This is a genomic window from Pusillimonas sp. T2 (assembly GCF_002236805.1).
GTDB lineage: Bacteria > Pseudomonadota > Gammaproteobacteria > Burkholderiales > Burkholderiaceae_B > Neopusillimonas.
Genome location: NZ_NIQA01000004.1, coordinates 282,921 through 302,798 on the forward strand (window position 1 = coordinate 282,921; position 19,878 = coordinate 302,798).

19 protein-coding genes are annotated in these 19,878 nt (G+C 57.4%); 12 read left to right on the forward strand and 7 right to left on the reverse strand.

Going from position 1 to position 19,878, the window contains the following annotated elements; translation table 11 throughout:
• The first annotated feature begins 8 nt into the window (after positions 1-8).
• From priB to PuT2_RS09475, 4 genes are all read left to right on the forward strand, one after another.
• Positions 9-326, forward strand: coding sequence for a primosomal replication protein N (priB, locus tag PuT2_RS09460; RefSeq protein WP_093970784.1), 318 nt, complete (start codon positions 9-11; stop codon positions 324-326).
• Between the two features lie 97 nt (positions 327-423).
• Positions 424-696 (forward strand): 30S ribosomal protein S18, encoded by a 273-nt coding sequence (gene rpsR, locus PuT2_RS09465; RefSeq protein ID WP_093970785.1) that lies wholly within the window; start codon positions 424-426, stop codon positions 694-696.
• Positions 697-712: 16 nt separating this feature from the next.
• Entirely contained in the window at positions 713-1,168 is a 456-nt protein-coding gene (gene rplI / locus PuT2_RS09470) for a 50S ribosomal protein L9 (RefSeq protein WP_093970786.1), read from the forward strand.
• A gap of 140 nt (positions 1,169-1,308) precedes the next feature.
• Positions 1,309-2,679, forward strand: a complete 1,371-nt coding sequence (locus PuT2_RS09475; RefSeq protein ID WP_093970844.1) for a replicative DNA helicase — start codon at positions 1,309-1,311, stop codon at positions 2,677-2,679.
• A 4-nt stretch (positions 2,680-2,683) separates the two neighbouring features.
• Here the strand turns inward: PuT2_RS09475 and pdxA are convergent, their stop codons facing one another.
• From pdxA to PuT2_RS09495, 4 genes are read right to left on the reverse strand one after another with little or no spacing between them, the layout of a single operon-like run.
• Positions 2,684-3,712 (reverse strand): 4-hydroxythreonine-4-phosphate dehydrogenase PdxA, encoded by a 1,029-nt coding sequence (gene pdxA / locus PuT2_RS09480; RefSeq protein ID WP_093970787.1) that lies wholly within the window; start codon positions 3,710-3,712, stop codon positions 2,684-2,686.
• Between the two features lie 4 nt (positions 3,713-3,716).
• Positions 3,717-5,426 (reverse strand): PhoH family protein, encoded by a 1,710-nt coding sequence (locus PuT2_RS09485; RefSeq protein ID WP_093970788.1) that lies wholly within the window; start codon positions 5,424-5,426, stop codon positions 3,717-3,719.
• A gap of 60 nt (positions 5,427-5,486) precedes the next feature.
• Positions 5,487-5,957: a peroxiredoxin gene (locus PuT2_RS09490; protein WP_093970789.1), complete on the reverse strand. Its 471-nt coding sequence runs from the start codon at positions 5,955-5,957 to the stop codon at positions 5,487-5,489.
• The gene (locus PuT2_RS09495) at positions 5,954-6,403 is read right to left on the reverse strand and encodes an Mth938-like domain-containing protein (protein WP_093970790.1); all 450 of its coding nucleotides are present in this window, start codon (positions 6,401-6,403) and stop codon (positions 5,954-5,956) included. The genes PuT2_RS09490 and PuT2_RS09495 overlap by 4 nt, the downstream gene beginning before the upstream one ends.
• A 186-nt stretch (positions 6,404-6,589) precedes the next feature.
• Between PuT2_RS09495 and alaC the strand changes: the two genes are divergently transcribed.
• The 4 genes from alaC to crcB are packed head-to-tail and all read left to right on the forward strand — an operon-like array spanning position 6,590 to position 10,919.
• Entirely contained in the window at positions 6,590-7,777 is a 1,188-nt protein-coding gene (gene alaC, locus PuT2_RS09500) for an alanine transaminase (protein ID WP_093970791.1), read from the forward strand.
• A complete protein-coding gene (locus PuT2_RS09505; RefSeq protein ID WP_093970792.1) occupies positions 7,774-9,078 on the forward strand; it encodes a homoserine dehydrogenase in 1,305 nt (434 codons plus the stop codon). The genes alaC and PuT2_RS09505 overlap by 4 nt, the downstream gene beginning before the upstream one ends.
• On the forward strand, positions 9,075-10,484 hold the full coding sequence (gene thrC, locus PuT2_RS09510) for a threonine synthase (protein ID WP_093970793.1): 1,410 nt from the start codon (positions 9,075-9,077) through the stop codon (positions 10,482-10,484). Before PuT2_RS09505 ends, thrC begins: the two co-directional genes overlap by 4 nt.
• 51 nt (positions 10,485-10,535) lie before the next feature.
• Positions 10,536-10,919 (forward strand): fluoride efflux transporter CrcB, encoded by a 384-nt coding sequence (gene crcB / locus PuT2_RS09515; protein ID WP_093970794.1) that lies wholly within the window; start codon positions 10,536-10,538, stop codon positions 10,917-10,919.
• 28 nt (positions 10,920-10,947) lie between these two features.
• On the opposite strand, the gene hpnE is transcribed toward crcB, so the two are convergent.
• From hpnE to hpnC, 3 genes are read right to left on the reverse strand one after another with little or no spacing between them, the layout of a single operon-like run.
• Positions 10,948-12,252 carry a hydroxysqualene dehydroxylase HpnE gene (gene hpnE, locus PuT2_RS09520; protein ID WP_093970795.1) on the reverse strand — a complete coding sequence of 435 codons (1,305 nt, stop codon included), beginning with the start codon at positions 12,250-12,252 and terminating at the stop codon, positions 10,948-10,950.
• Complete coding sequence (gene hpnD / locus PuT2_RS09525) at positions 12,249-13,112, reverse strand: presqualene diphosphate synthase HpnD (protein ID WP_093970796.1); 864 nt, start codon at positions 13,110-13,112, stop codon at positions 12,249-12,251. Before hpnD ends, hpnE begins: the two co-directional genes overlap by 4 nt.
• A gap of 7 nt (positions 13,113-13,119) precedes the next feature.
• A complete protein-coding gene (hpnC, locus tag PuT2_RS09530) occupies positions 13,120-14,004 on the reverse strand; it encodes a squalene synthase HpnC (RefSeq protein WP_093970797.1) in 885 nt (294 codons plus the stop codon).
• Between the two features lie 79 nt (positions 14,005-14,083).
• On the opposite strand from hpnC, the gene alr reads away from it, so the two are divergent.
• From alr to PuT2_RS09550, 4 genes are read left to right on the forward strand one after another with little or no spacing between them, the layout of a single operon-like run.
• The gene (gene alr, locus PuT2_RS09535; RefSeq protein ID WP_093970798.1) at positions 14,084-15,214 is read left to right on the forward strand and encodes an alanine racemase; all 1,131 of its coding nucleotides are present in this window, start codon (positions 14,084-14,086) and stop codon (positions 15,212-15,214) included.
• A 25-nt stretch (positions 15,215-15,239) separates the two neighbouring features.
• The gene (locus PuT2_RS09540) at positions 15,240-15,962 is read left to right on the forward strand and encodes an SDR family oxidoreductase (RefSeq protein ID WP_093970799.1); all 723 of its coding nucleotides are present in this window, start codon (positions 15,240-15,242) and stop codon (positions 15,960-15,962) included.
• Between the two features lie 14 nt (positions 15,963-15,976).
• Positions 15,977-17,344, forward strand: a complete 1,368-nt coding sequence (radA, locus tag PuT2_RS09545; RefSeq protein WP_093970800.1) for a DNA repair protein RadA — start codon at positions 15,977-15,979, stop codon at positions 17,342-17,344.
• Between the two features lie 19 nt (positions 17,345-17,363).
• The gene (locus PuT2_RS09550) at positions 17,364-19,871 is read left to right on the forward strand and encodes an ABC transporter permease (protein WP_093970845.1); all 2,508 of its coding nucleotides are present in this window, start codon (positions 17,364-17,366) and stop codon (positions 19,869-19,871) included.
• The last annotated feature ends 7 nt before the right edge of the window (positions 19,872-19,878 follow it).

A 19,878-nucleotide genomic window follows, 5' to 3' on the forward strand; every position in this document is an offset into this window, starting at 1 on the left:
GCAACCGGGTGAATCAGGTTTCTGTTACCGCCAGTGTGCTTGAAATCAAGCCATTGCGTTATACCCCGGCTGGGGTTCCGGTCACCGAACTGACATTGCACCACGAGTCCGAAGTGGTAGAGGCAGGGGCGGCACGCCGCATCCAGTTTTCTATTCCGGCAGTTGCACTGGGCGATATCGCTTTGCTGGTTTCGCAAACGCCTTTGGGCGTTGCCTTGGCAGTACAAGGTTTTTTGGCCCCGGTAAAAAAAGGGGCATCAAAACTGGTATTGCACATACAGCAGGCGTCACGCGTTCATGCAGGCGGGGTCTTGGCTACCGTCTAGCATCGTTGAAGTAAATCGTTTCGCACGGGCGCACAAGCAGCTCGATGCATAATTAATACCGATTGGGCTTCAGGCCCAAGCACTCAAGAGGCACATTATGGCTTTCTTCAAAAAAGGCAAAGAAAAACGCAAGTTCAATCAGCAAAACCCACTGTTCAAGCGCCGCAAGTTTTGCCGCTTTACAGCTGCTGGTGTAGAACAAGTCGACTACAAAGATCTCGACACCCTGCGTGATTTCATCCAGGAAAACGGCAAGATCATTCCTGCCCGCCTGACCGGCACCAAGGCTCACTACCAGCGTCAGCTCGACACCGCTATCAAGCGTGCGCGCTTCCTGGCACTGTTGCCTTACACCGACAACCACAATTAATCCGAGGTTAATCGTCATGCAAGTCATTCTGCTCGAAAAAGTCAGCAACCTGGGTAACCTCGGTGAAGTCGTTCGTGTTCGTGACGGCTACGCCCGTAACTACCTGATCCCCCAAAAAATTGCTCGTCGCGCCACCGAGACAGCACTTAAAGAATTCGAAGCACGTCGCGCCGAACTCGAAAAGCAACAGGCCGAGCGCCTGGCCGCTGCACAGGCAACCGGCGAGAAGCTCAGTGGCTTCCAGCTGGGCATGTCTCAGAAAGCCGGTGTTGACGGCCGTTTGTTCGGTTCCGTAACCACCATGGACATCGCTGCTGCGTTGCAAGAAGCCGGTTTCGCCGGTGTGGTCAAGTCGCAGGTTCGCCTGCCCGACGGCGCCATCAAAGCCGTGGGCGAGTTCCCCGCTCAGGTTGCTTTGCACGCCGACGTGGTCGTCGACATCACAGTCAACGTTGCAGGCGAGATGGTCTAACGCCAGCGCATACAATGCTGTCTGTAGGGGCGGGCCATGGTACATTCTGAACTCTCGGTTTGTACTAGGCCTGCCAATCAAAAAGCCGGTGCTAGCCGGCTTTTTGCTTTTTTGTTTCTCTCTGGGTTTTTGTCTTGGAAATCGCACGTCCTACGGGTGATGCACAGCTAGACTACTTGCGTGTGCCGCCTCACTCTATCGAAGCCGAGCAGTCGGTGCTGGGTGGCTTGCTGCTCGACAATGCGGCTTTCGACCGCATTACCGATGTCGTTGGCGAAGATGATTTTTATCGTTTCGATCATCGTATTATCTGGCAGCACATCACGCGGCTGATCAGTCTGGCGCGGCCGGCCGATGTCGTCACTGTGTACGAGTCGCTGAGCAGCGCAGGTAAGGGCGAAGAAGTTGGTGGGCTGGCCTACTTGAATGCGCTGGCGCATAACACGCCGTCGGCGGCCAACATCCGCCGCTACGCAGAAATCGTGCGCGAGCGCTCTATGCTGCGCAAGTTGGTGTCGGTGGCCGACGAGATTGCGGCGGCAGCGTTCAATCCTCAAGGCAAAGAAGCGCGTCAGTTGCTTGACGAAGCCGAATCCCGTGTTTTCCAAATTGCCCAAGAAGGGGCCCGTGGCGCCACGGGTTTTCAAGAAATCCAGCCGTTGCTGACCCAGGTGGTCGAGCGTATCGACGAGCTGTATCACCGCGAGGGCGGCTCCGATATTACCGGTGTCCCGACGGGGTTCTCAGATCTCGATCGCATGACCTCGGGCTTGCAAGCGGGCGATCTCGTTATCGTTGCGGGCCGCCCGTCCATGGGTAAAACATCGTTCTCCATGAACATCGGCGAGCATGTCGCTATCGAGCAAGGGCTCCCGGTAGCCGTGTTCTCAATGGAGATGGGTGCAGTGCAACTGGCTATGCGTATGGTGGGTTCGGTCGGCATGCTCGACCAGCATCGTATGCGTACCGGCAAACTCACTACCGAAGACTGGCCACGCCTCACCCATGCGGTGCAACAGGTCCAAGAGGCGCAAATCTACATCGACGAGACCCCCGCGCTCAGTTCTATGGAAGTGCGTGCAAGGGCCCGCCGTCTGGCTCGCCAATGCGGCCAGCTCGGTCTGATCATCATCGACTATATGCAGCTGATGTCGGCCAATTCGGCCGGTGAAAACCGCGCGACCGAAATTTCGGAAATCAGCCGCTCGCTCAAAGGCCTGGCTAAAGAGCTTAATTGCCCGCTGATTGCTTTGTCGCAGCTAAACCGAAGCCTTGAGCAGCGCCCTAACAAGCGCCCCGTCATGAGTGATTTGCGCGAATCGGGCGCTATTGAACAAGACGCCGACTTGATCTTGTTTATTTACCGTGATGAAGTCTACAACCCCGACTCACCCGACAAGGGTACAGCCGAAATCATTATCGGTAAGCAGCGTAACGGCCCTATTGGGACGGTACGTCTGACGTTCCAGGGCGCCAGTACCCGCTTTCTCAACTTTTCGTCTGGCTTGTAAGCCGTTACGGAGCAGCGGGCGTCAGGGCTATGGCCATATTGAAAGCCGCCCGCAACGAGCCGGCGTCGGCCAACCCTTTGCCGGCAATGTCGTAGGCAGTGCCGTGGTCGACACTGGTGCGGATAAACGGCAGCCCTACTGTAACGTTAACGCCTTCGTCAACCCCCAGGTACTTTACCGGTATCAGGCCTTGGTCGTGGTATTGCGCGACCACAATATCAAACTCCCCCCGACGTGCGCGCATGAATATGGTGTCGCCCGGCCAGGGGCCGGTGGCATCGATACCCTCGGCGCGTGCGGCAGTAATTGCCGGGGCGATGATGTCGATTTCTTCCCGTCCAAATTTTCCTTCTTCGCCAGCGTGGGGGTTAAGCCCGGCGACGGCGACTTTCGGATGCTTGATGCCCGCCTGCCTGCAGGCGTCGTGAGCCAGTCGGATGGTTTGTAGTTCTTTCTTGATACTTAACGTCGGGCTGACCTGAGCGAGGGGGATATGAATGGTGACCAGGATCACGCGTAGTTCAGTGTTGGCCAACATCATCGCGTAATGACGAGTGCGTGTGCGATCGGCCAGAATTTCAGTGTGGCCGGGGTAATCGATGCCCCCCAGTTGCATGGCGGCTTTGTTCAGCGGTGCCGTTACGATGGCGCGCAAACGACCGGCTAGGGCATCGTCGATGGCCTGGCACAGGTATTCGTAGGCGGCACGCCCGGCATCACCGTTGAGTTGGCCGGGTTGCAAGTCAGCGGGCAGGGGCAGATGCTGATTGACCACCACGACGGTGCTTGGGCTCATGACCGTTTGGGCCTGGGCGATATCGGTAACCGCCTTTACCGACAGGCGTGTGTCCAGGCCTGTCAGGTTAAGGGCACTTTGCATGACGCCTGCATCGCCATACACGACGGCGGGATGCAATGCGCCGGGCTCACCCAGCAGCCGGGCAATAATTTCGGGCCCGACACCGGCCGCATCGCCCATTGTGATGCCAATGGGCAGTGCGGCACGGTTCACCGGGTTTGGCGGTGTCTTCATGCCTTTACAACGCCTCGCTTGCGTAGTCGGCCAGACGGGAACGTTCCCCGCGTTGCAAGGTAATGTGCCCTGAGTGCGGCCAGCCCTTGAAGCGGTCAACGACGTACGTCAGGCCAGAGCTGCCTTCGGTCAGATAAGGCGTGTCGATTTGCGCGATATTACCCAGGCAGACAATTTTTGTGCCGGGCCCGGCACGCGTCACCAGCGTTTTCATTTGCTTGGGTGTGAGGTTCTGGGCTTCGTCAATAATCAGGAATTTGTTCAGGAACGTACGACCGCGCATGAAGCTCATGGACTTGACCTTGATGCGGGAGCGAATCAATTCCATGGTGGCGTTCTTGCCCCAGTCGGGCGAGTTGCCATTGCTCACGCCATCGGTGTTTGCTCCCAGTTGCAGCACTTCGAGGTTGTCTTCAAGCGCGCCCATCCAGGGCAGCATTTTTTCTTCTTCGGTGCCGGGCAAAAAGCCAATTTCGTCGCCTACAGGCACAGTGGCGCGGGTGATGATGATTTCGGTGTAGCGGCGCGTTTCGAGTGTTTGCGTAAGACCGGCGGCCAGCGCGAGCAAGGTTTTGCCTGTACCGGCCTGACCCAGCAACGAGACAAAGTCGCAGTCGGGGTTCATGAGTAGGTTCAGGGCGAAATTTTGCTCGCGATTTTTGGCGGTAATGCCCCACACATTGTTTTTGCCATGGCTGTAGTCACGCAACGTAGCCAGTACGGCAGTTTTGCCGCTGACTTCTTTAACCTGGGCATAAAGAGGAAGTTCGCCTTCAAGGTAGACAAATTCGTTGACAATAAGCTGTGCACACAGCGGTCCTTTGATGCGGTAGTAGGTTGTGCCGCCTTGCTGCCACGATTCAACATCTTTGCCGTGCTTGGTCCAGAAATTATCGGGCAGAGGCATTACTCCTTCGTACAACAGGTCGGAGTCATCGAGGACATGGTCGTTGTAATAGTCTTCGGCCGGCAACCCCAGCGACAGCGCCTTGAGGCGCATATTGATGTCTTTCGAAACCAGAATGACTTCGCGTTTGGGGTGTAGCTGTTGCAGCGCATGTACAACGCCCAAAATGACGTTGTCGGCTTTGCCCAGCGGCAGGGCGACGGGCAGGTCGGACGACAGCGCGGTTGTCTGGAAGTGCAAGGTACCCAGCGCTTCCTGGTTGCCCAGTGTGTCAAGGACAAGCCCGTTGGCCAGGCTTTTGTTTTCGGCCACCAGTCCGTCAAGGTAGCGGCTTACCTGGCGGGCATTCCGGGCGACTTCAGACATCCCTTTTTTCTGGTGGTCTAGCTCTTCAAGCACCAGCATGGGCAGAAAGATGTCGTGTTCTTCAAACTTGAATAAGGAGTTCGGGTCGTGCAGCAACACGTTGGTGTCAAGCACAAACAGTTTGCGCTTGTCGACCGCCAAACGAGGTTTCTTTTTGCCACGCGCGGGCGCCGTGACGGTGGTGTTGATGTCTGCACCATTGCCGGTGCTACGCACCGCCGCGTCGGGGGCCTTGGGCTTTGCCGGGGTAGGTGTAGCTTCTGGCGCAAGCCCGTGATTGTTGGAACTGCTGGCTTTAACGGCAGGTTTCGTGGCTTGCTTGCGCGCTTTGGGCGTCGCCGGCGTGGCTACGGGGGCTGACTCGGCCGTTTCGAAGGCGTCGAGGTCGTTGGTTATCTTTACCAGGGTGCCCGGACGGGTCGGCAACTTGGGTAGCGGCATAAATTAAGAGCTCCTGGGCAATGGACTAGCGCATAGAAAAAAAGGCGGGGTTGTGTCGCGTCAGCGAGTCGCTTCGGTGACCGCCTGCAGTACCTGGTCGACATGCCCTGGTACGCGCAGGCCGCGCCATTCTTTGACCAACACCCCTTTTGGGTCGATCAGAAACGTGCTTCGCTCAACGCCGCGTACCTGTTTACCGTACATGTTTTTCATTTTCATGACGTCGAACATGGTGCATAGCGTTTCGTCGGGGTCGGAAATAAGAGCGAAGGGCAGTGATTGCTTGCCGGTAAAGTTGTCGTGCGACTTAAGGGAGTCGCGCGATACGCCAATGATCTGGCAGTTGACGGCCTTGAAGTTATCGAGCTGGTCGCGAAAGTTTTGCGCCTGGGTCGTGCAACCCGGCGTGCTGTCTTTGGGATAAAAATACAAAACCGTCCATTGATCCAACAAACTGTTTTCGGTGATTTCGCCTTGGGTGCTTTGTGCGACAAAGGCAGGGACGGGTTGTCCGATGGTGACAGAACTCATTGTGACTCCAGTGGCAAAAGGGCTGCGACAACGCGGCGGCCTTCGGCCATTAAAATGTTGTAGGTGCGGGCGGCGGCTTGCGTGCTCATGGCTTCAACGCCGATACCCAGCTCAAGTAAGGTGCGGGTGACGGCCACAGGCAAAAAGTGCTGGTGTTGGCCCGTGCCCACCAATAAAACCTCGGGGGCGTTGTCGGGGCGCCGTTGCCGGTCTTCGGGTTCGTCGAGAAAATCGAGCGGGTTGGTTGCCGCCGGGGTTAGCCCGGCGATCGCCATAAGCTGGGCGCCGGTAATGTCTTTGACGCCTTGGGCGTCCCAGCGCTTGACCTCGCCTTCCGGCCAGAAAAACACCGCATGGTTGTAGGTCACGGCATTGATTTCGATGTGGTCGTCGCCGTAGGCCGTGATGGTATTTAGCGCCGGATTCGATTCTGCTTGTAGTTGCACAGTAAAAAACTCCCGAATTCAGGCTTGATCATAGCGCAATCGCGCCAGCGTGCAGCAGGGCCACCGGGACATCGTTTTTGTGGTGTCAGGATTACTTCGATGGTTGCTTTTATTGGGGCAGGCTATCGTTTAAACTAGTAGGTTATTCGCTTTTGTCCCCCCTCTTGTAGACCCCAAGGAATTACCATGACGAATTTTCCTCGCATTGAGCGTTTGCCGCCTTATGTTTTCAATATTACGGGCGAGCTCAAGATGGCGGCGCGCCGTCGTGGCGAGGACATCATCGATATGTCGATGGGCAACCCCGACGGTTCAACCCCCAAGCATATCGTCGACAAACTCGTCGAGGTCGTGTCGCGCCCAGATACCCACGGTTATTCCGTGTCCAAAGGCATTCCGCGGCTGCGCAAGGCTATTTCGGGTTGGTACGGGCGCCGATACGGCGTTGATATCAACCCCGACACCGAAGCCATCGTTACGATTGGCTCGAAAGAAGGGCTGGCTCACCTGATGCTGGCCACCCTAGACAGGGGCGATACCGTGCTGGTGCCTAACCCCAGCTACCCCATCCACATTTACGGTGCGGTTATTGCCGGCGCAAATATTCGGTCTGTACCCATGACGCCGGGCCTCGACTTTTTCGAAGAAATCGAGCGCGCTGTCAAAGAGGCGATTCCCAAGCCCAAAATGATGATTCTGGGTTTCCCCAGCAATCCCACTGCGCAGTGTGTCGAACTCTCTTTCTTCGAGCGCATTGTGGCGCTGGCCAAAGAGCACGACATTCTGGTCGTGCACGATCTGGCGTATGCCGACATCTGTTTCGACGGCTATGTGGCGCCCTCCATCATGCAAGTGCCTGGTGCGCGCGATGTGGCTGTCGAGTTCTTCACCATGAGCAAAAGCTACAATATGGCAGGCTGGCGTGTTGGGTTTATGGTGGGCAATTCCGAGTTGGTCAATGCCCTGGCGCGCATTAAAAGCTATCACGACTATGGCACGTTCACGCCTATTCAGGTAGCTGCCATCACAGCCCTCGAAGGGCCGCAAGATTGTGTTGACGAAGTCGTCGAGCAGTATCGCGTGCGTCGCGATGTCCTGGCCAAGGGTCTGCACGAAGCGGGTTGGCCGGTCGATATCCCCAAAGCCTCCATGTATATCTGGGCGCGTATCCCCGAAGCCTACCGCTCCCTGGGTTCACTCGAGTTCTCCAAGAAACTCCTCGAACAAGCCAAGGTAGCCGTGTCGCCGGGCGTCGGGTTCGGCGAGTATGGCGACGATTATGTGCGGTTTGCACTAATCGAAAACGAGCAGCGTATCCGCCAGGCGGTGCGCGGCATCAAAGAAATGTTTCGCAAAGACGGGTTAATTAAATGAGTCCTGTAAAAGTAGGTTTGTTGGGTTTTGGCGTTGTGGGCGGCGGTACGTTTAAGGTACTGACGCAAAATGCCGAAGAGATCGCGCGTCGTGCGGGTCGTAAAATAGAGGTTGTCGCCGTTGGCGCCCTGAATGTCGATACCGTGCGCGAGCTGGTGGGCGACAATGTTATGGTAACCAGCGACGCCTACGAAGTCGTGCGTCACCCAGAGGTCGATATTGTTGTCGAACTCATCGGGGGCGACAAAATCGCGCGTGAACTCGTCAACGAAGCCATCGCCCGTGGCAAGCATGTGGTCACCGCCAATAAAGCGTTGTTGGCCAAACACGGCAACGAAATTTTTGCCGCGGCACACGACAAAGGCCTGATGGTCGCTTTCGAAGCTGCTGTCGCAGGGGGCATCCCTATCGTCAAGGCTATTCGCGAAGGCCTGACCGCCAACCGCATCCAGTGGCTGGCCGGCATCATTAACGGTACAACCAACTACATCCTGTCCGAAATGCGTTTCAAGGGGCTGTCGTTCAACGAAGCCCTGGCCGATGCACAGCGTCTGGGTTACGCCGAAGCCGACCCCACGTTCGATATCGAAGGCGTCGACGCCGCACACAAGCTTAGCTTGCTGGCGTCTTTGGCTTTTGGTATTCCGGTGCAGTTCAGTAAAGTGCACATCGAAGGTATCACCGGCCTGGCCAGAGAAGACATCGCCCATGCCGAACGTCTGGGCTACCGCATCAAATTGCTGGGTATTACCCGTCGTTGCGATCAAGGCATCGAACTGCGTGTTCACCCCACACTGATTCCCGTCGAGCGTCTGCTCTCCAGCGTTGAAGGCGCCATGAACGCCGTTCAGGTTAACGGCGATATGGTTGGCCCAACACTGTATTACGGGCAGGGCGCAGGCGAATTGCCTACGGCTTCGGCCGTGGTGGCCGATCTGGTCGACGTCACGCGCTTGCTGCTGGCCGATCCGGGGCATCGTGTACCTCACCTGGCGTTCCAGCCAGGCGCCATGGCCGACACCCCCATTTTGCCCATGGATGACGTTATTTCGTCGTATTACCTGCGTTTGCGTGTCGATGACCGCCCCGGCGTGCTGGCCGACCTGGCTCGTGTGTTGGCCAATCATCAGATCTCTATCGGGTCTATGTTCCAAGAGCCTCATGGCCCGGCCGATGCCGACATTATTTTCTTGTCGCACGAGGCCCGCGAAGGTAACGTTAACCGCGCGCTCGAAGAAATTCAGGCGTTGCCCTTTGTTAAATCCCACGTTACGCGTCTTCGCGTCGAGTCGCTGCTATGAAATACCGCTCCACTCGTGGCGGCATGGCGCCGCTCGAATTTTCCGATATCCTGCTCGAAGGCTTGGCCCCCGACGGGGGTCTGGCCTTGCCCGAGTCGCTACCCAAAATTTCGCCCGAAACGCTCGAGGCCTGGCGCGGCCTCGATTACGCACAGTTGGCCACCGAAGTCCTGGGCTTGTTCATTACCGACATCCCGCGCGCCGATCTGGCAAAGCTTACTGCCGCCGCCTATAACGGTCAGGTGTTCGACACCCCCAATATCGTGCCGGTCAAGCCGCTCGATAAGGGCTTAAGTCTGCTGGGGCTCTCGCAAGGGCCAACGCTGGCCTTTAAAGATATGGCCATGCAGTTTTTGGGCCAGGTCTTCGAATACGTGCTGACAAAACGCAACAGCACGCTGAATATCCTGGGCGCTACTTCCGGCGATACCGGTTCGGCGGCCGAGTACGCGTTGCGCGGAAAAAAAGGCGTGTCGGTGTTCATGCTGTCGCCGCATGGCCGCATGAGCGACTTCCAGCGTGCGCAAATGTATTCCTTGCAAGATGACAATATTCACAATATTGCTGTCAAAGGGGTATTCGACGAATGTCAGGACATCGTCAAGTCGCTGGCCGGCGATCTCGATTTCAAATCGCGCTATCACCTGGGGGCAGTCAACTCCATTAACTGGGCGCGCATTGCCGCTCAGGTGGTGTATTACTTCTGGGGCTGGCTGCGTGCCACCACCGGCCCGGGCCAACAGGTTTCGTTTGCGGTGCCGTCGGGTAATTTTGGCAATATTCTTTCGGGCCACCTTGCGCGCGAAATGGGCTTGCCGATTCGCCGTCTCGTGCTGGCCACCAACGAAAACAACGTACTCGAAGAGTTTTTCCGCACTGGCCTGTATCGTCCGCGTTCGGCTGCGCAAACGCACGCTACGTCCAGTCCGTCCATGGATATTTCCCGTGCCTCCAACTTCGAGCGCTTTGTTTTCGATCTGGTCGGTCAAGACGCTGCGCGTGTGGCTCAGTTGTGGCAGCAATTATCGCAATCGGGCGAGTTCGACTTGTCCGACCTGAAGCCGCTGTTCGAGGCGCGTTATGGTTTCGTTGCGGGTGTCAGCACCCACGCCGACCGTTTGGCCACCATTCGCAGTGTTTACGAAGCGACGGGTGTCATTATCGACCCGCATACGGCCGACGGCGTCAAGGTGGCGCGTCCCTTCGTCGAGCCCGGCATCCCGATGCTGGTACTCGAAACGGCTTTGCCAGCCAAGTTCAACGACACAATCGTCGAGGCGATTGGCCAACCCGCGCAGCCGCCTGCGCATCTGGGCCATTTGGGTTCGTTGCCGCAAAAAGTCGAGGTCATGGACTGCGACACCGCCCTGGTTCGGCGCTACATCGAGCAGCACGCGAAGGTGTAAGGTCATGCCAAGCCAGCATTGTTGCCTAAGTTCGTTTCCTGTGCTCTGGCAATGATCACCGTTACCCATCTTCTTGCGGTGGGTATCGGTGCCGCGCTGGGTGCGGTTTGCCGTTGGTTACTGGGTTTATGGCTTAACCACGCTGGTGCCTTTGTGCCCTGGGGCACATTGGCTGCCAATTACATTGGCGCTTACGTTATTGGCGTGGCTATTGCCCTTGTCTTGCAAATGCCGTCCGTGCCCGAATGGTTACGGCTGTTTTTGGTCACCGGTTTTCTGGGCGGGCTCACGACGTTCTCCACGTTCTCGGCAGAAACCTTTGGCCTGTTGCAGCGGGGTGATCTCTGGCAGGCGTTTTCGTATATTTTTATCAGTGTGTTGGGCGCGTTGGCCCTGACGGCGTTAGGGGTGTACACCGGCCAGCGGCTGTTTTAGCCTCCGGTCGTTGTCGCGTGTGCACACTTTATCCAATACAGCGGGCTGCCGCTTGCCCGCTCATTACTGCCCCTTCCAACACCGCCGGGTAGCCGGTGTTGGTCCAGTCGCCGGCTAATACCAGGCCCGGCCAGGGGGTGTTGTTATCGGGTCGCGTCAGCCCAGGGGTAGCGGCAAAAGTCGCCCGCTTTTCAATAATCAACAACTGCTGTGCAATGTCTGGCATAGGACCAAACTGACTCGTCTGACGACGAACCTGTTCGATAATCAAACGGCTAGCGGCGTCGCGATCTGTCAGTGCCGACGACAGGCAGTTACTTAACACGATACTGATCAACGGATGACGCTCGCGTGCATTCGAAATCACAGCGTGATTAAAAAGCCATTGTCCCAATTGTCCGGGAGCCGCCTGGTCATCCAGCATCAGCATGGGTTCGGAAAGCGTGGTCCACGGTTCATCGAGCATCAGGTTCAGCGTGGCGATGGCTACAGGGCTGAAGGCTTCCAGGTGCTGCATCAGGCGTTCAGTGCCTGGTCGTGCGGGTAAGTCGGCCAGCAAGCGTCTTGCATTGGGTGGCGGTACGGCAACGACAAGTGCATCGTGCCAATGTTTTTCATTCAGGGTATAGCCGTTGGATGCTGCGTCAATACGCTGGATCGGGCTGTGCCGATGCAATGTGATACCGGCGGGCAAGTGATCGGGCCAAAGGTCAGACAAATCGGTGCGCGGAATCAGGACATCACTGGCGTTACGGCCGGCATCCAGGCTGTCTTTTAATACCCGCGCCATCATCAGGGTGCTGGCTTGCACAAGTGGTGTGTTCAGTGCAGCCAGGCATAGCGGCTCCCAGAAACGTTTGACTACGCCGGCAGGTTGATGCTGTTCGTCCAGCCATTGGGCTAACGGACGGTCAGGCGTAACCTTCCAGCCGCGTAGTCGTAGACGCGCCATGGCCTTGATTAGCGCCGCTTTTTCTGAGGTATGCCACCCCTTGGCCAGGGCGACTGCGGCCACTGCGTGCCATGGCGACGGCAACGCGCGGCAGCGTAGTTCGAAGTCGCCCGACGCTGCTTGCAGCTTCAGGCCAAAGCGCAAAAGCAGGCGATCCGGTTCGCGATGCAGGCGTTGCATCAGTTGCAGGGTATGTTGGTAAGCACCCAGCATAATATGCTGCCCGTTGTCCAGTGCGGCATTGCCAGAGCCTGGCACGCGGCGCGCCCGTCCACCGGCTAAGGGTCCTGCTTCATAGAGGCTGACGTCATGTCCTGCGTCGTGCAGGGCAATGGCGGCGCTCAGACCGGCCCAACCTGCGCCGATGACGCCAACGTTCATTGGGCGAACTGGCGACTCAGGCGTTTTCCGCCGCTGACCCACGTTTTCCAGGCCAGCCAGAATTTGCGTATGGGCGTGAGCGAAATGCGTTGATCCAGCACATGCCACTGATCACGTTCAATTTCGAGCAGAAGTGCATGGTAGATGGCGGCCATGGCCAGGCCCGGCCGTTGATTGCGTCGATCGACCTCGGGCAGGGTAGCCAAAGCTTCGCGATAATAGTTTTTTGCGCGCTCGGTTTGAAAGCGCATGAGCGCAACAAAGCGATCGGAATACTGGCTGTTGAGAATTTCAGAGGCTTTGACGTCGAATTGCTGCAGTTCGTTGACCGGGAGGTAAATACGGCCGCGTCGGGCGTCGTCGCCCACGTCGCGAATGATGTTGGTCAGTTGGAAGGCTAGCCCGAGCTTGTCGGCATATTCGAGCGTGGCGTCGTTCTGGTAACCAAAAATGCCGACGGAAAGCTCGCCCACGACGCCGGCGGCATGCCAGCAGTACTTTTGCAGCCCCGGCCAGTCGAGGTACCGGCTTTGGTCCAGATCCATTTCCATGCCTTCGATAACTGCGTGCATGCGGGCTGCGGTCAGCTTGCATGGCCCAATATGGGGCAGTAAGGCTTTCATTACCGGGTGTTCGGCTTGCCCGCTGAACAGTAGGTCAACCTGCTGGTGCCACCATGCCAGGGTGCGGCGTGCCACTGACGGGTCGTTGCACTCGTCGACCACATCGTCGACCTCGCGGCAAAATGCATATAGCGCGGTGATTGCCAGGCGGCGTTCGGGAGGCAGGAACAAAAAGGCGTAATAAAAGCTCGAACCACTTTTTGTGGCTTTGTTCTGGCAGTATTCGTCGGGGCTCATGCGTGACTTAGTAATTTGGCGCCTTTCGGCGCGCAAGGGCCCGTGCCGAAATGACGAGCCAGTCGCGCATTTTCAGGGTGGGCCGATGATTGAATATGTCGTAGTTTAAATCGTCTAGTCGCTCAAGGATACGTAAACCGCCCTCGATGATCATGCGTAACTCGAGCGCGAGCCGGCCGGGCAGTCGCTCGGGCAGTTTGCGCCCTTGGTTCAACAGGCTGCGCGCCTGGGCGACCTGCTGGCGCATGAGCGCCCGCCAGGCGGCATCGCATTGTCCCTCGGCAATCTGTGTTTCGGTGACACCGAAGGCTTGCAAGTGTGCCTGCGGCAAGTACACCCGGCTTTTTTGCCAGTCGATAGCAACGTCTTGCCAAAAATTGGTCAGCTGCAGGCCGGTGCAGATCGCATCGGAGGCGGACAGGTTCTCGCTTGTTGCCGCATCATACAGGTGCAACATGAGCCGTCCCACTGGGTTGGCCGAGCGCCGGCAGTAGTCGAATAGCGCCTCGTCGTCGGGGTAGCGGGTTACTTGTACGTCTTGTGAAAAGGCGGAAAGCAGGTCGTAGAAGGGTTGCAGCGGCAGGCGATGCCGACGGATGGTGGATCGCAGGGGCACGAACACCGCGTCCAGCCCGCCAGAAAAGCCATGAGCGCCGCCGTTGAGCGTTGGGGTATCGACGGCATGACTTATGGCTATATCTTGCGCGATTCGGTCTAGCGCCGCCCGGTAGTCATCAAGAGCCTGCAAGCGTGTTTGTGGCGTGGCATCGCCTTCATCGGCAATGTCGTCGGCCGATCGGGCGAACCGGTAGATATCGACGACGGCGCCACGCAGATGGCGCGGCATCAGTATTGAAGCTACCGGGAAGTTTTCGTAGTGATCGACCGCCATGAAAATTGTTTTGAATTTTTACAGGACGCCAAGCGAACGCCCGTCAGTTGGATTAGACTTTCGGTATTAGGGGGAAGTTATGCCACGTCCAATTTCGGCAACGATTTCGTTGCCGTTTTTAACTCATAACCTGGCTGTTATACACGACCAGCTCAATCGTATCAGCATCGACCACAATCGTAGTCGCCCAAAAATCTGGGCCGTGATCAAGGCCAACGCGTATGGGCATGGCATCGAAAACGCAGTCAGTGCATTTGCCCAGGCCGATGGCCTGGCCATGCTCGATGTTGACGAAGCTATTGTTTGTCGCGAAAAAGGCTGGACCAAGCCAATCTTGATGCTGGAGGGGTTTTTTAACGCCTCCGATATTAACCTGTTCAGCCAGTACTCGCTCGACGCCACGGTGCATTGCCTTGATCAAATTGACATGCTGGCGGGTGCATCGGTAAAAAACCCTGTTAATGTGTTTCTTAAGTTAAACACCGGTATGAATCGTCTTGGGTTTGCACCGGACGCCTTCACGGCGGCATGGCAGCGTGTGGTCGCCTTGCACAAGCAAGGTGTCGTAGGCACTATGGGCAAAATGACGCACTTCGCACGTGCCGACGAACGTGACAGCCTGACGCAAAAGCAAATCAGTGTGCTGCGGCATGTCACCGATGCGTTGCCGGGTCCGGTCAGTATGTGCAATTCTGCTGCAACGCTCACGCCCGACTACTGGATGTCGTTGCCCGACGCACCCACACAGTGGGTGCGTCCCGGTATTTGTCTTTATGGTTCATCGCCGTTTGCGCATCAGTCCAGCCATAGCCTGGGTTTGCGACCTGGCATGACGCTGCGCTCGCAACTCATCAGCGTACGCAACATACAGGCAGGCGAGGGCGTTGGTTACGGCCATATATTTGTGGCCGATCAGCCCATGCGTGTAGGGGTGGTTGCTTGCGGCTATGCCGATGGCTATCCACGGCACGCCACTACTGGTACGCCGGTCGTTGTCAAAGGGACTCGAACTCGGCTTCTGGGGCGGGTTTCCATGGATATGCTGGCCGTCGACTTAGGTCCGGTGTCTGAACCTTCTGTGGGTGACGAGGTCGTATTGTGGGGAGAAGGCGGCCCCGGTGTTGATGAAGTGGCGGCGGCCGCCGGCACGATCGGCTATGAACTATTATGCGCGGTGGCGCCGCGCGTGCCTAAAGTGGTGATTTCCTGAAACCCAACCCCGACAAGGACAGACCGTGAAAAACAAGTGCGTACTGGTAACTGGTGCAACGCGTGGCATAGGCTGGGCCATCAGCCAACGTCTGGCCGATATGGGCTGTCATGTGGTGGGTTTGGCGCGCAATACTCAAGACATCGATTTTCCGGGGTATTTGTACTCTTGCGACCTAAGCAACGCCGGTGAAACCGAAGACATTTTGCGCATGATCCGCGAAAAGTATCCCGTCGATGCCATCGTCAACAATGTCGGGGTTATTCGGGCCGAGCCCCTTGGCGAGGTTGACCTGGCGTCGCTCTATACCGTGTTTGACCTGAACGTACGGGTTGCGGTGCAGGTTGTTCAGGCGTTCGTAGCGTCAATGAAAACGCGCCACGATGGTCGTATCATCAATATATGTGGGTCTGGCGCTCATGGCGCGGCCAATCAAACCAGTTTTTCGGCGGCTAAAAACGCCTTGATCGGTTGCACCAAAACCTGGGCGCTCGAGCTTGCCGAGTACGGGATCACAGTGAATGCCGTATCACCTGGGCCCATCGAAACTCAAACCTTTCGCGAGCAAAACCCGGTAGGCAGCGACGCCGAAAAGAAAGCTATCGCCTCGGTGCCGCTAAAGCGCCTGGGGCAGCCTGCCGACGTCGCGGCTGCCGTGCTGTTCCTGCTTTCTGCCGAATCTTCTTTCATTACCGGGCAGGTTCTGGGGGTTGACGGGGGAAGTAGCCTGGCCGGGCGGCAGAGCTAGGGTCCGGCATCACTATGGCAAAAGTCAAAACAACATTTGTTTGCAACGAGTGCGGGGGATCCAGTCTCAAATGGGAGGGCAAGTGCCCGCATTGCGGGTCATGGAATTCGCTGGTCGAATCCATCGAAGCGCCGGCTGGTACGAATCGGTTTGCTTCTTTGGCAGGCGCCAGCCCCGTGCAAAACCTCGCCGACATCGAGGCGCGTGAGCTGCCTCGTCAACCATCGGGTATTGCCGAGTTCGATCGTGTTCTGGGGGGTGGGTTGGTGCCTGGGGCTGTCGTGCTCATTGGCGGCGACCCGGGCATCGGTAAATCGACGCTGTTATTGCAGGCGTTGGTGTCGTTGTCACATGCGGTGCCGGTGCTGTATGTCACTGGTGAAGAATCCGCCGAACAAGTGGCTTTGCGTGCCCGCCGCCTGGAGCTGGAAACGGATAAGGTGAGCTTGCTGGCCGAAATTCGTCTTGACGCCATTATGGCGACGCTGACCGATAAAAAGCCGGCCGTGGCCGTCATAGACTCTATCCAGACCCTGTATTCTCCTGATCTGTCGGCGGCGCCTGGGTCGGTATCTCAGGTGCGCGAATGTGCCGCCCAACTGACGCGGTTGGCCAAGCAAACAGGCATCACGATTGTCTTTATCGGGCATGTCACCAAAGAGGGCGCGTTGGCGGGGCCGCGGGTTCTCGAGCACATCGTTGATTCGGTACTTTATTTCGAAGGCGATTCGCACTCCTCGTTTCGGCTGGTACGCGCCATTAAAAATCGCTTCGGCGCAGTCAACGAGCTGGGCGTGTTTGCCATGACCGATCGTGGTCTCAAAGGGGTCAGCAATCCGTCGGCATTGTTTTTATCTCAGCACGATCAAAGTGTTGCCGGTTCTTGTGTCATGGCCACTCAAGAGGGCACCCGCCCGTTACTGGTCGAAATTCAGGCGTTGGTCGATACGGCCCATGCGCCCAATCCCAGACGCTTGAGCGTGGGCCTTGAAGGGACGCGTTTGGCTATGTTGCTCGCGGTGCTGCATCGTCATGCCGGTGTGGTTACTCATGACCAGGATGTCTTCGTCAACGCGGTGGGCGGTGTAAAAATTACCGAGCCTGCTGCCGATTTGCCCGTCTTGCTGGCGATTTTGTCATCGTTACATAACCGTCCCTTGCCTAAGGGCCTGGTGGCCTTTGGCGAAGTAGGTTTGGCCGGAGAGATCCGGCCGGCGCCTCGTGGACAAGAGCGCCTCAAAGAGGCGGCCAAGCTGGGGTTCAGCGTAGCCCTGATTCCTAAAGCCAACGCGCCCAGACAACCGATCGAAGGTCTCGAGGTCTGGCCGGTCGATCGTATCGATGCGGCTATCACGCGTTTACGCGATGCGGCTTTTTCTTGATGTCCAGGGTTTAACAGACATGTCTCAGCGTTCCGGTAAAGCCTCCGCATTCACTCTTGGCCTCTCGGCACTCAAACGCGACTGGCGAGCCGGTGAATTACATGTCTTGCTTATTGCGCTGGTCATTGCGGTTGTCGCAGTCACCAGCGTTGGCTTTCTGGCCGATCGCGTTGGGCAGGCATTAGGCCAAAATTCGGTGCAAATGCTGGGGGGCGACCTGGCCCTCGAAGCCGATGCGCCGATCAATGCCGAAGTCATCCAGCGTGCGCAAGCCGCGGGCCTCGAAACAGCGCAAACGGTTTCTTTCCCATCAATGGTCGGCAACGCGCAGGGCGTTCGCCTGGCTTCAGTTAGGGCTGTGTCCAATACGTACCCGCTTTATCCAGGGTTGCGGGTCGACATCGGCGATCAAAAAAATATACCTGCGCAAAGCGGTCCGGCACCCGGTTCGGTTTGGGTCGACCCTCAGCTTCTCAGTTTGCTTTCCCTTCATCCAGGCGATCGCCTGGATGTCGGCGACTTATCCCTGACGGTTTCGGGGGTTATCGCGTACGAGCCCGATCGCGGCGTGCAGTTTGTCAACGTCGCGCCGCGCGTCATGATCCACCTCGACGATCTCGACGCTACGGGGTTACTGGGGTTGGGCAGTCGCGCCCGCTACGGGCTGCTGGTGGCGGGGCAGGGCAGTGCGCTGGCCGATTACAAGCGTTGGCTCGAGCCCTCACTGGCGCGCGGGCAGCGCCTCAAGACAATAGACGATGCCAGCCCCGAAGTCAGGGGGTCATTGCAGCGCGCCCACCAGTTTCTGATGCTTGTGGCATTGCTTACGGTAATGATTGCGGCCGTGGCTATTGCGTTGGCCACGCGGCGCTACCAACTGCGCCACCACGATGGCGTCGCCATTATGCGGTGTCTGGGGGCGTCACGCCGCCAATTGCAGGGGGCGTTATTGACCGAGTTTCTGGTGTTTGGCGTCTTGGCATCCGGGCTGGGCGTGGTTTTGGGCTATGGCGTCCACCAGGTGTTGGTGACTTTGGTGGGGGTGCTTTTCGACACCCCGCTGCCAGCCGCCTCGCTCAAGCCGGCGGGGCAGGGGTTTATGACCGGCTTGTTGCTGCTGCTTGGTTTTGCGCTGGCCCCTCTGGCCGAGTTAGGGCGTGTCGCGCCTGCGCGCGTATTGCGCCAAGCGTCTGCGGCGCAGCTGCGTTATCGGGCGGCACCCTATTTGCTTGGGCTAGTCGGTTTTTTCCTGTTGGCCATGTGGGTGTCGGGCGACTTTAAATTAAGCCTGGTTATTGTCGGCGGTGTGTTGCTGATGTTAGGGCTCTGCGCAGCGCTTGCCTGGGTAGGCGTCAGTGCATTGGGTTATTTTCGCCGCCAAATGGGTACGCCTTCGGTGTTGCGGTTTGCCCTTGCCGGCCTGGCCAGGCGCAAGTCATTAGTGGTGACGCAGGTATGCGCCTTGTCGGTGGGTTTGCTGATTTTGCTGTTGCTGGCGATTACCCGCACCGATTTGCTGCAAGGCTGGCAAAATGCACTGCCTGTTAATGCACCCAATACCTTTTTAATCAATATTCAGCCCGACCAACGCGATGTCGTACAAGCGGCCCTGACACAGTCTGGTATCGCCGAGGCAAAACTTGCGCCTATGGTCAGGGGACGTCTGGTTGCCATTAACAATAAGCAGGTCGACTCCACGTCATACGACAGCCCGCGCGCGCAACGCATGGTCGATCGTGAGTTCAATCTGTCTTATCGGTCGACCTTGCCCGACAGTAATCGGTTGTTGTCCGGTAAATGGCTCAATCCTCAAGGCAACGAAGTCTCGCTCGAGTCGGGCGTAGCCGATACGCTTGGCGTTGGTTTGGGGGATCGAATCGACTTTGATGTGGCGGGTCAGATTGTGTCCGTCGTCGTGACCAGTCTACGCGAGGTCAAGTGGGACTCCTTCGATGTCAATTTCTTCGCGCTGATGTCGCCGGCTGCATTGGCTGATGCGCCGACGTCGTACATTACTTCTTTCTATTTGTCGTCCCGGCAGGGAGCGTTCGTACAAGACCTGGTGCGCGATTTTCCCAACCTGACGGTCTTCGATGTTGGCGCCATGCTGACCCAACTTAAATTCATTCTGGATCAGGTTGTGCAGGCCGTACAAATATTATTTGTGTTTACTATTGCCGCCGGCGTGTTGGTTCTGGCTGCCGCTTTCTTTTCAACACGAGATGAGCGGATGCGCGAGGTAGCCATCCTCAGAATGTTAGGGGCCAATTCCCGACAGCTTTCGATTGCGATGGCCGTTGAGCTGGTGCTGGTCGGGGGTTTGTCCGGTATGCTGGCCGCCTTTGGTGCCTTATCAATCGGCTGGGCTGTAGCGGTTCACGTTATTGACATCCAGTTCACCTGGCCGCTGTGGCCTTGGGCTGTTGGGCTTTTAGTGGGTATTGCTGCAGCATTGTTCGCCGGGGCACTTGCGTTACGTGGCGTGTTGCGTACCCCCCCGCTATTGTCCTTGCGTGCCATAGCCTAAACCCTAA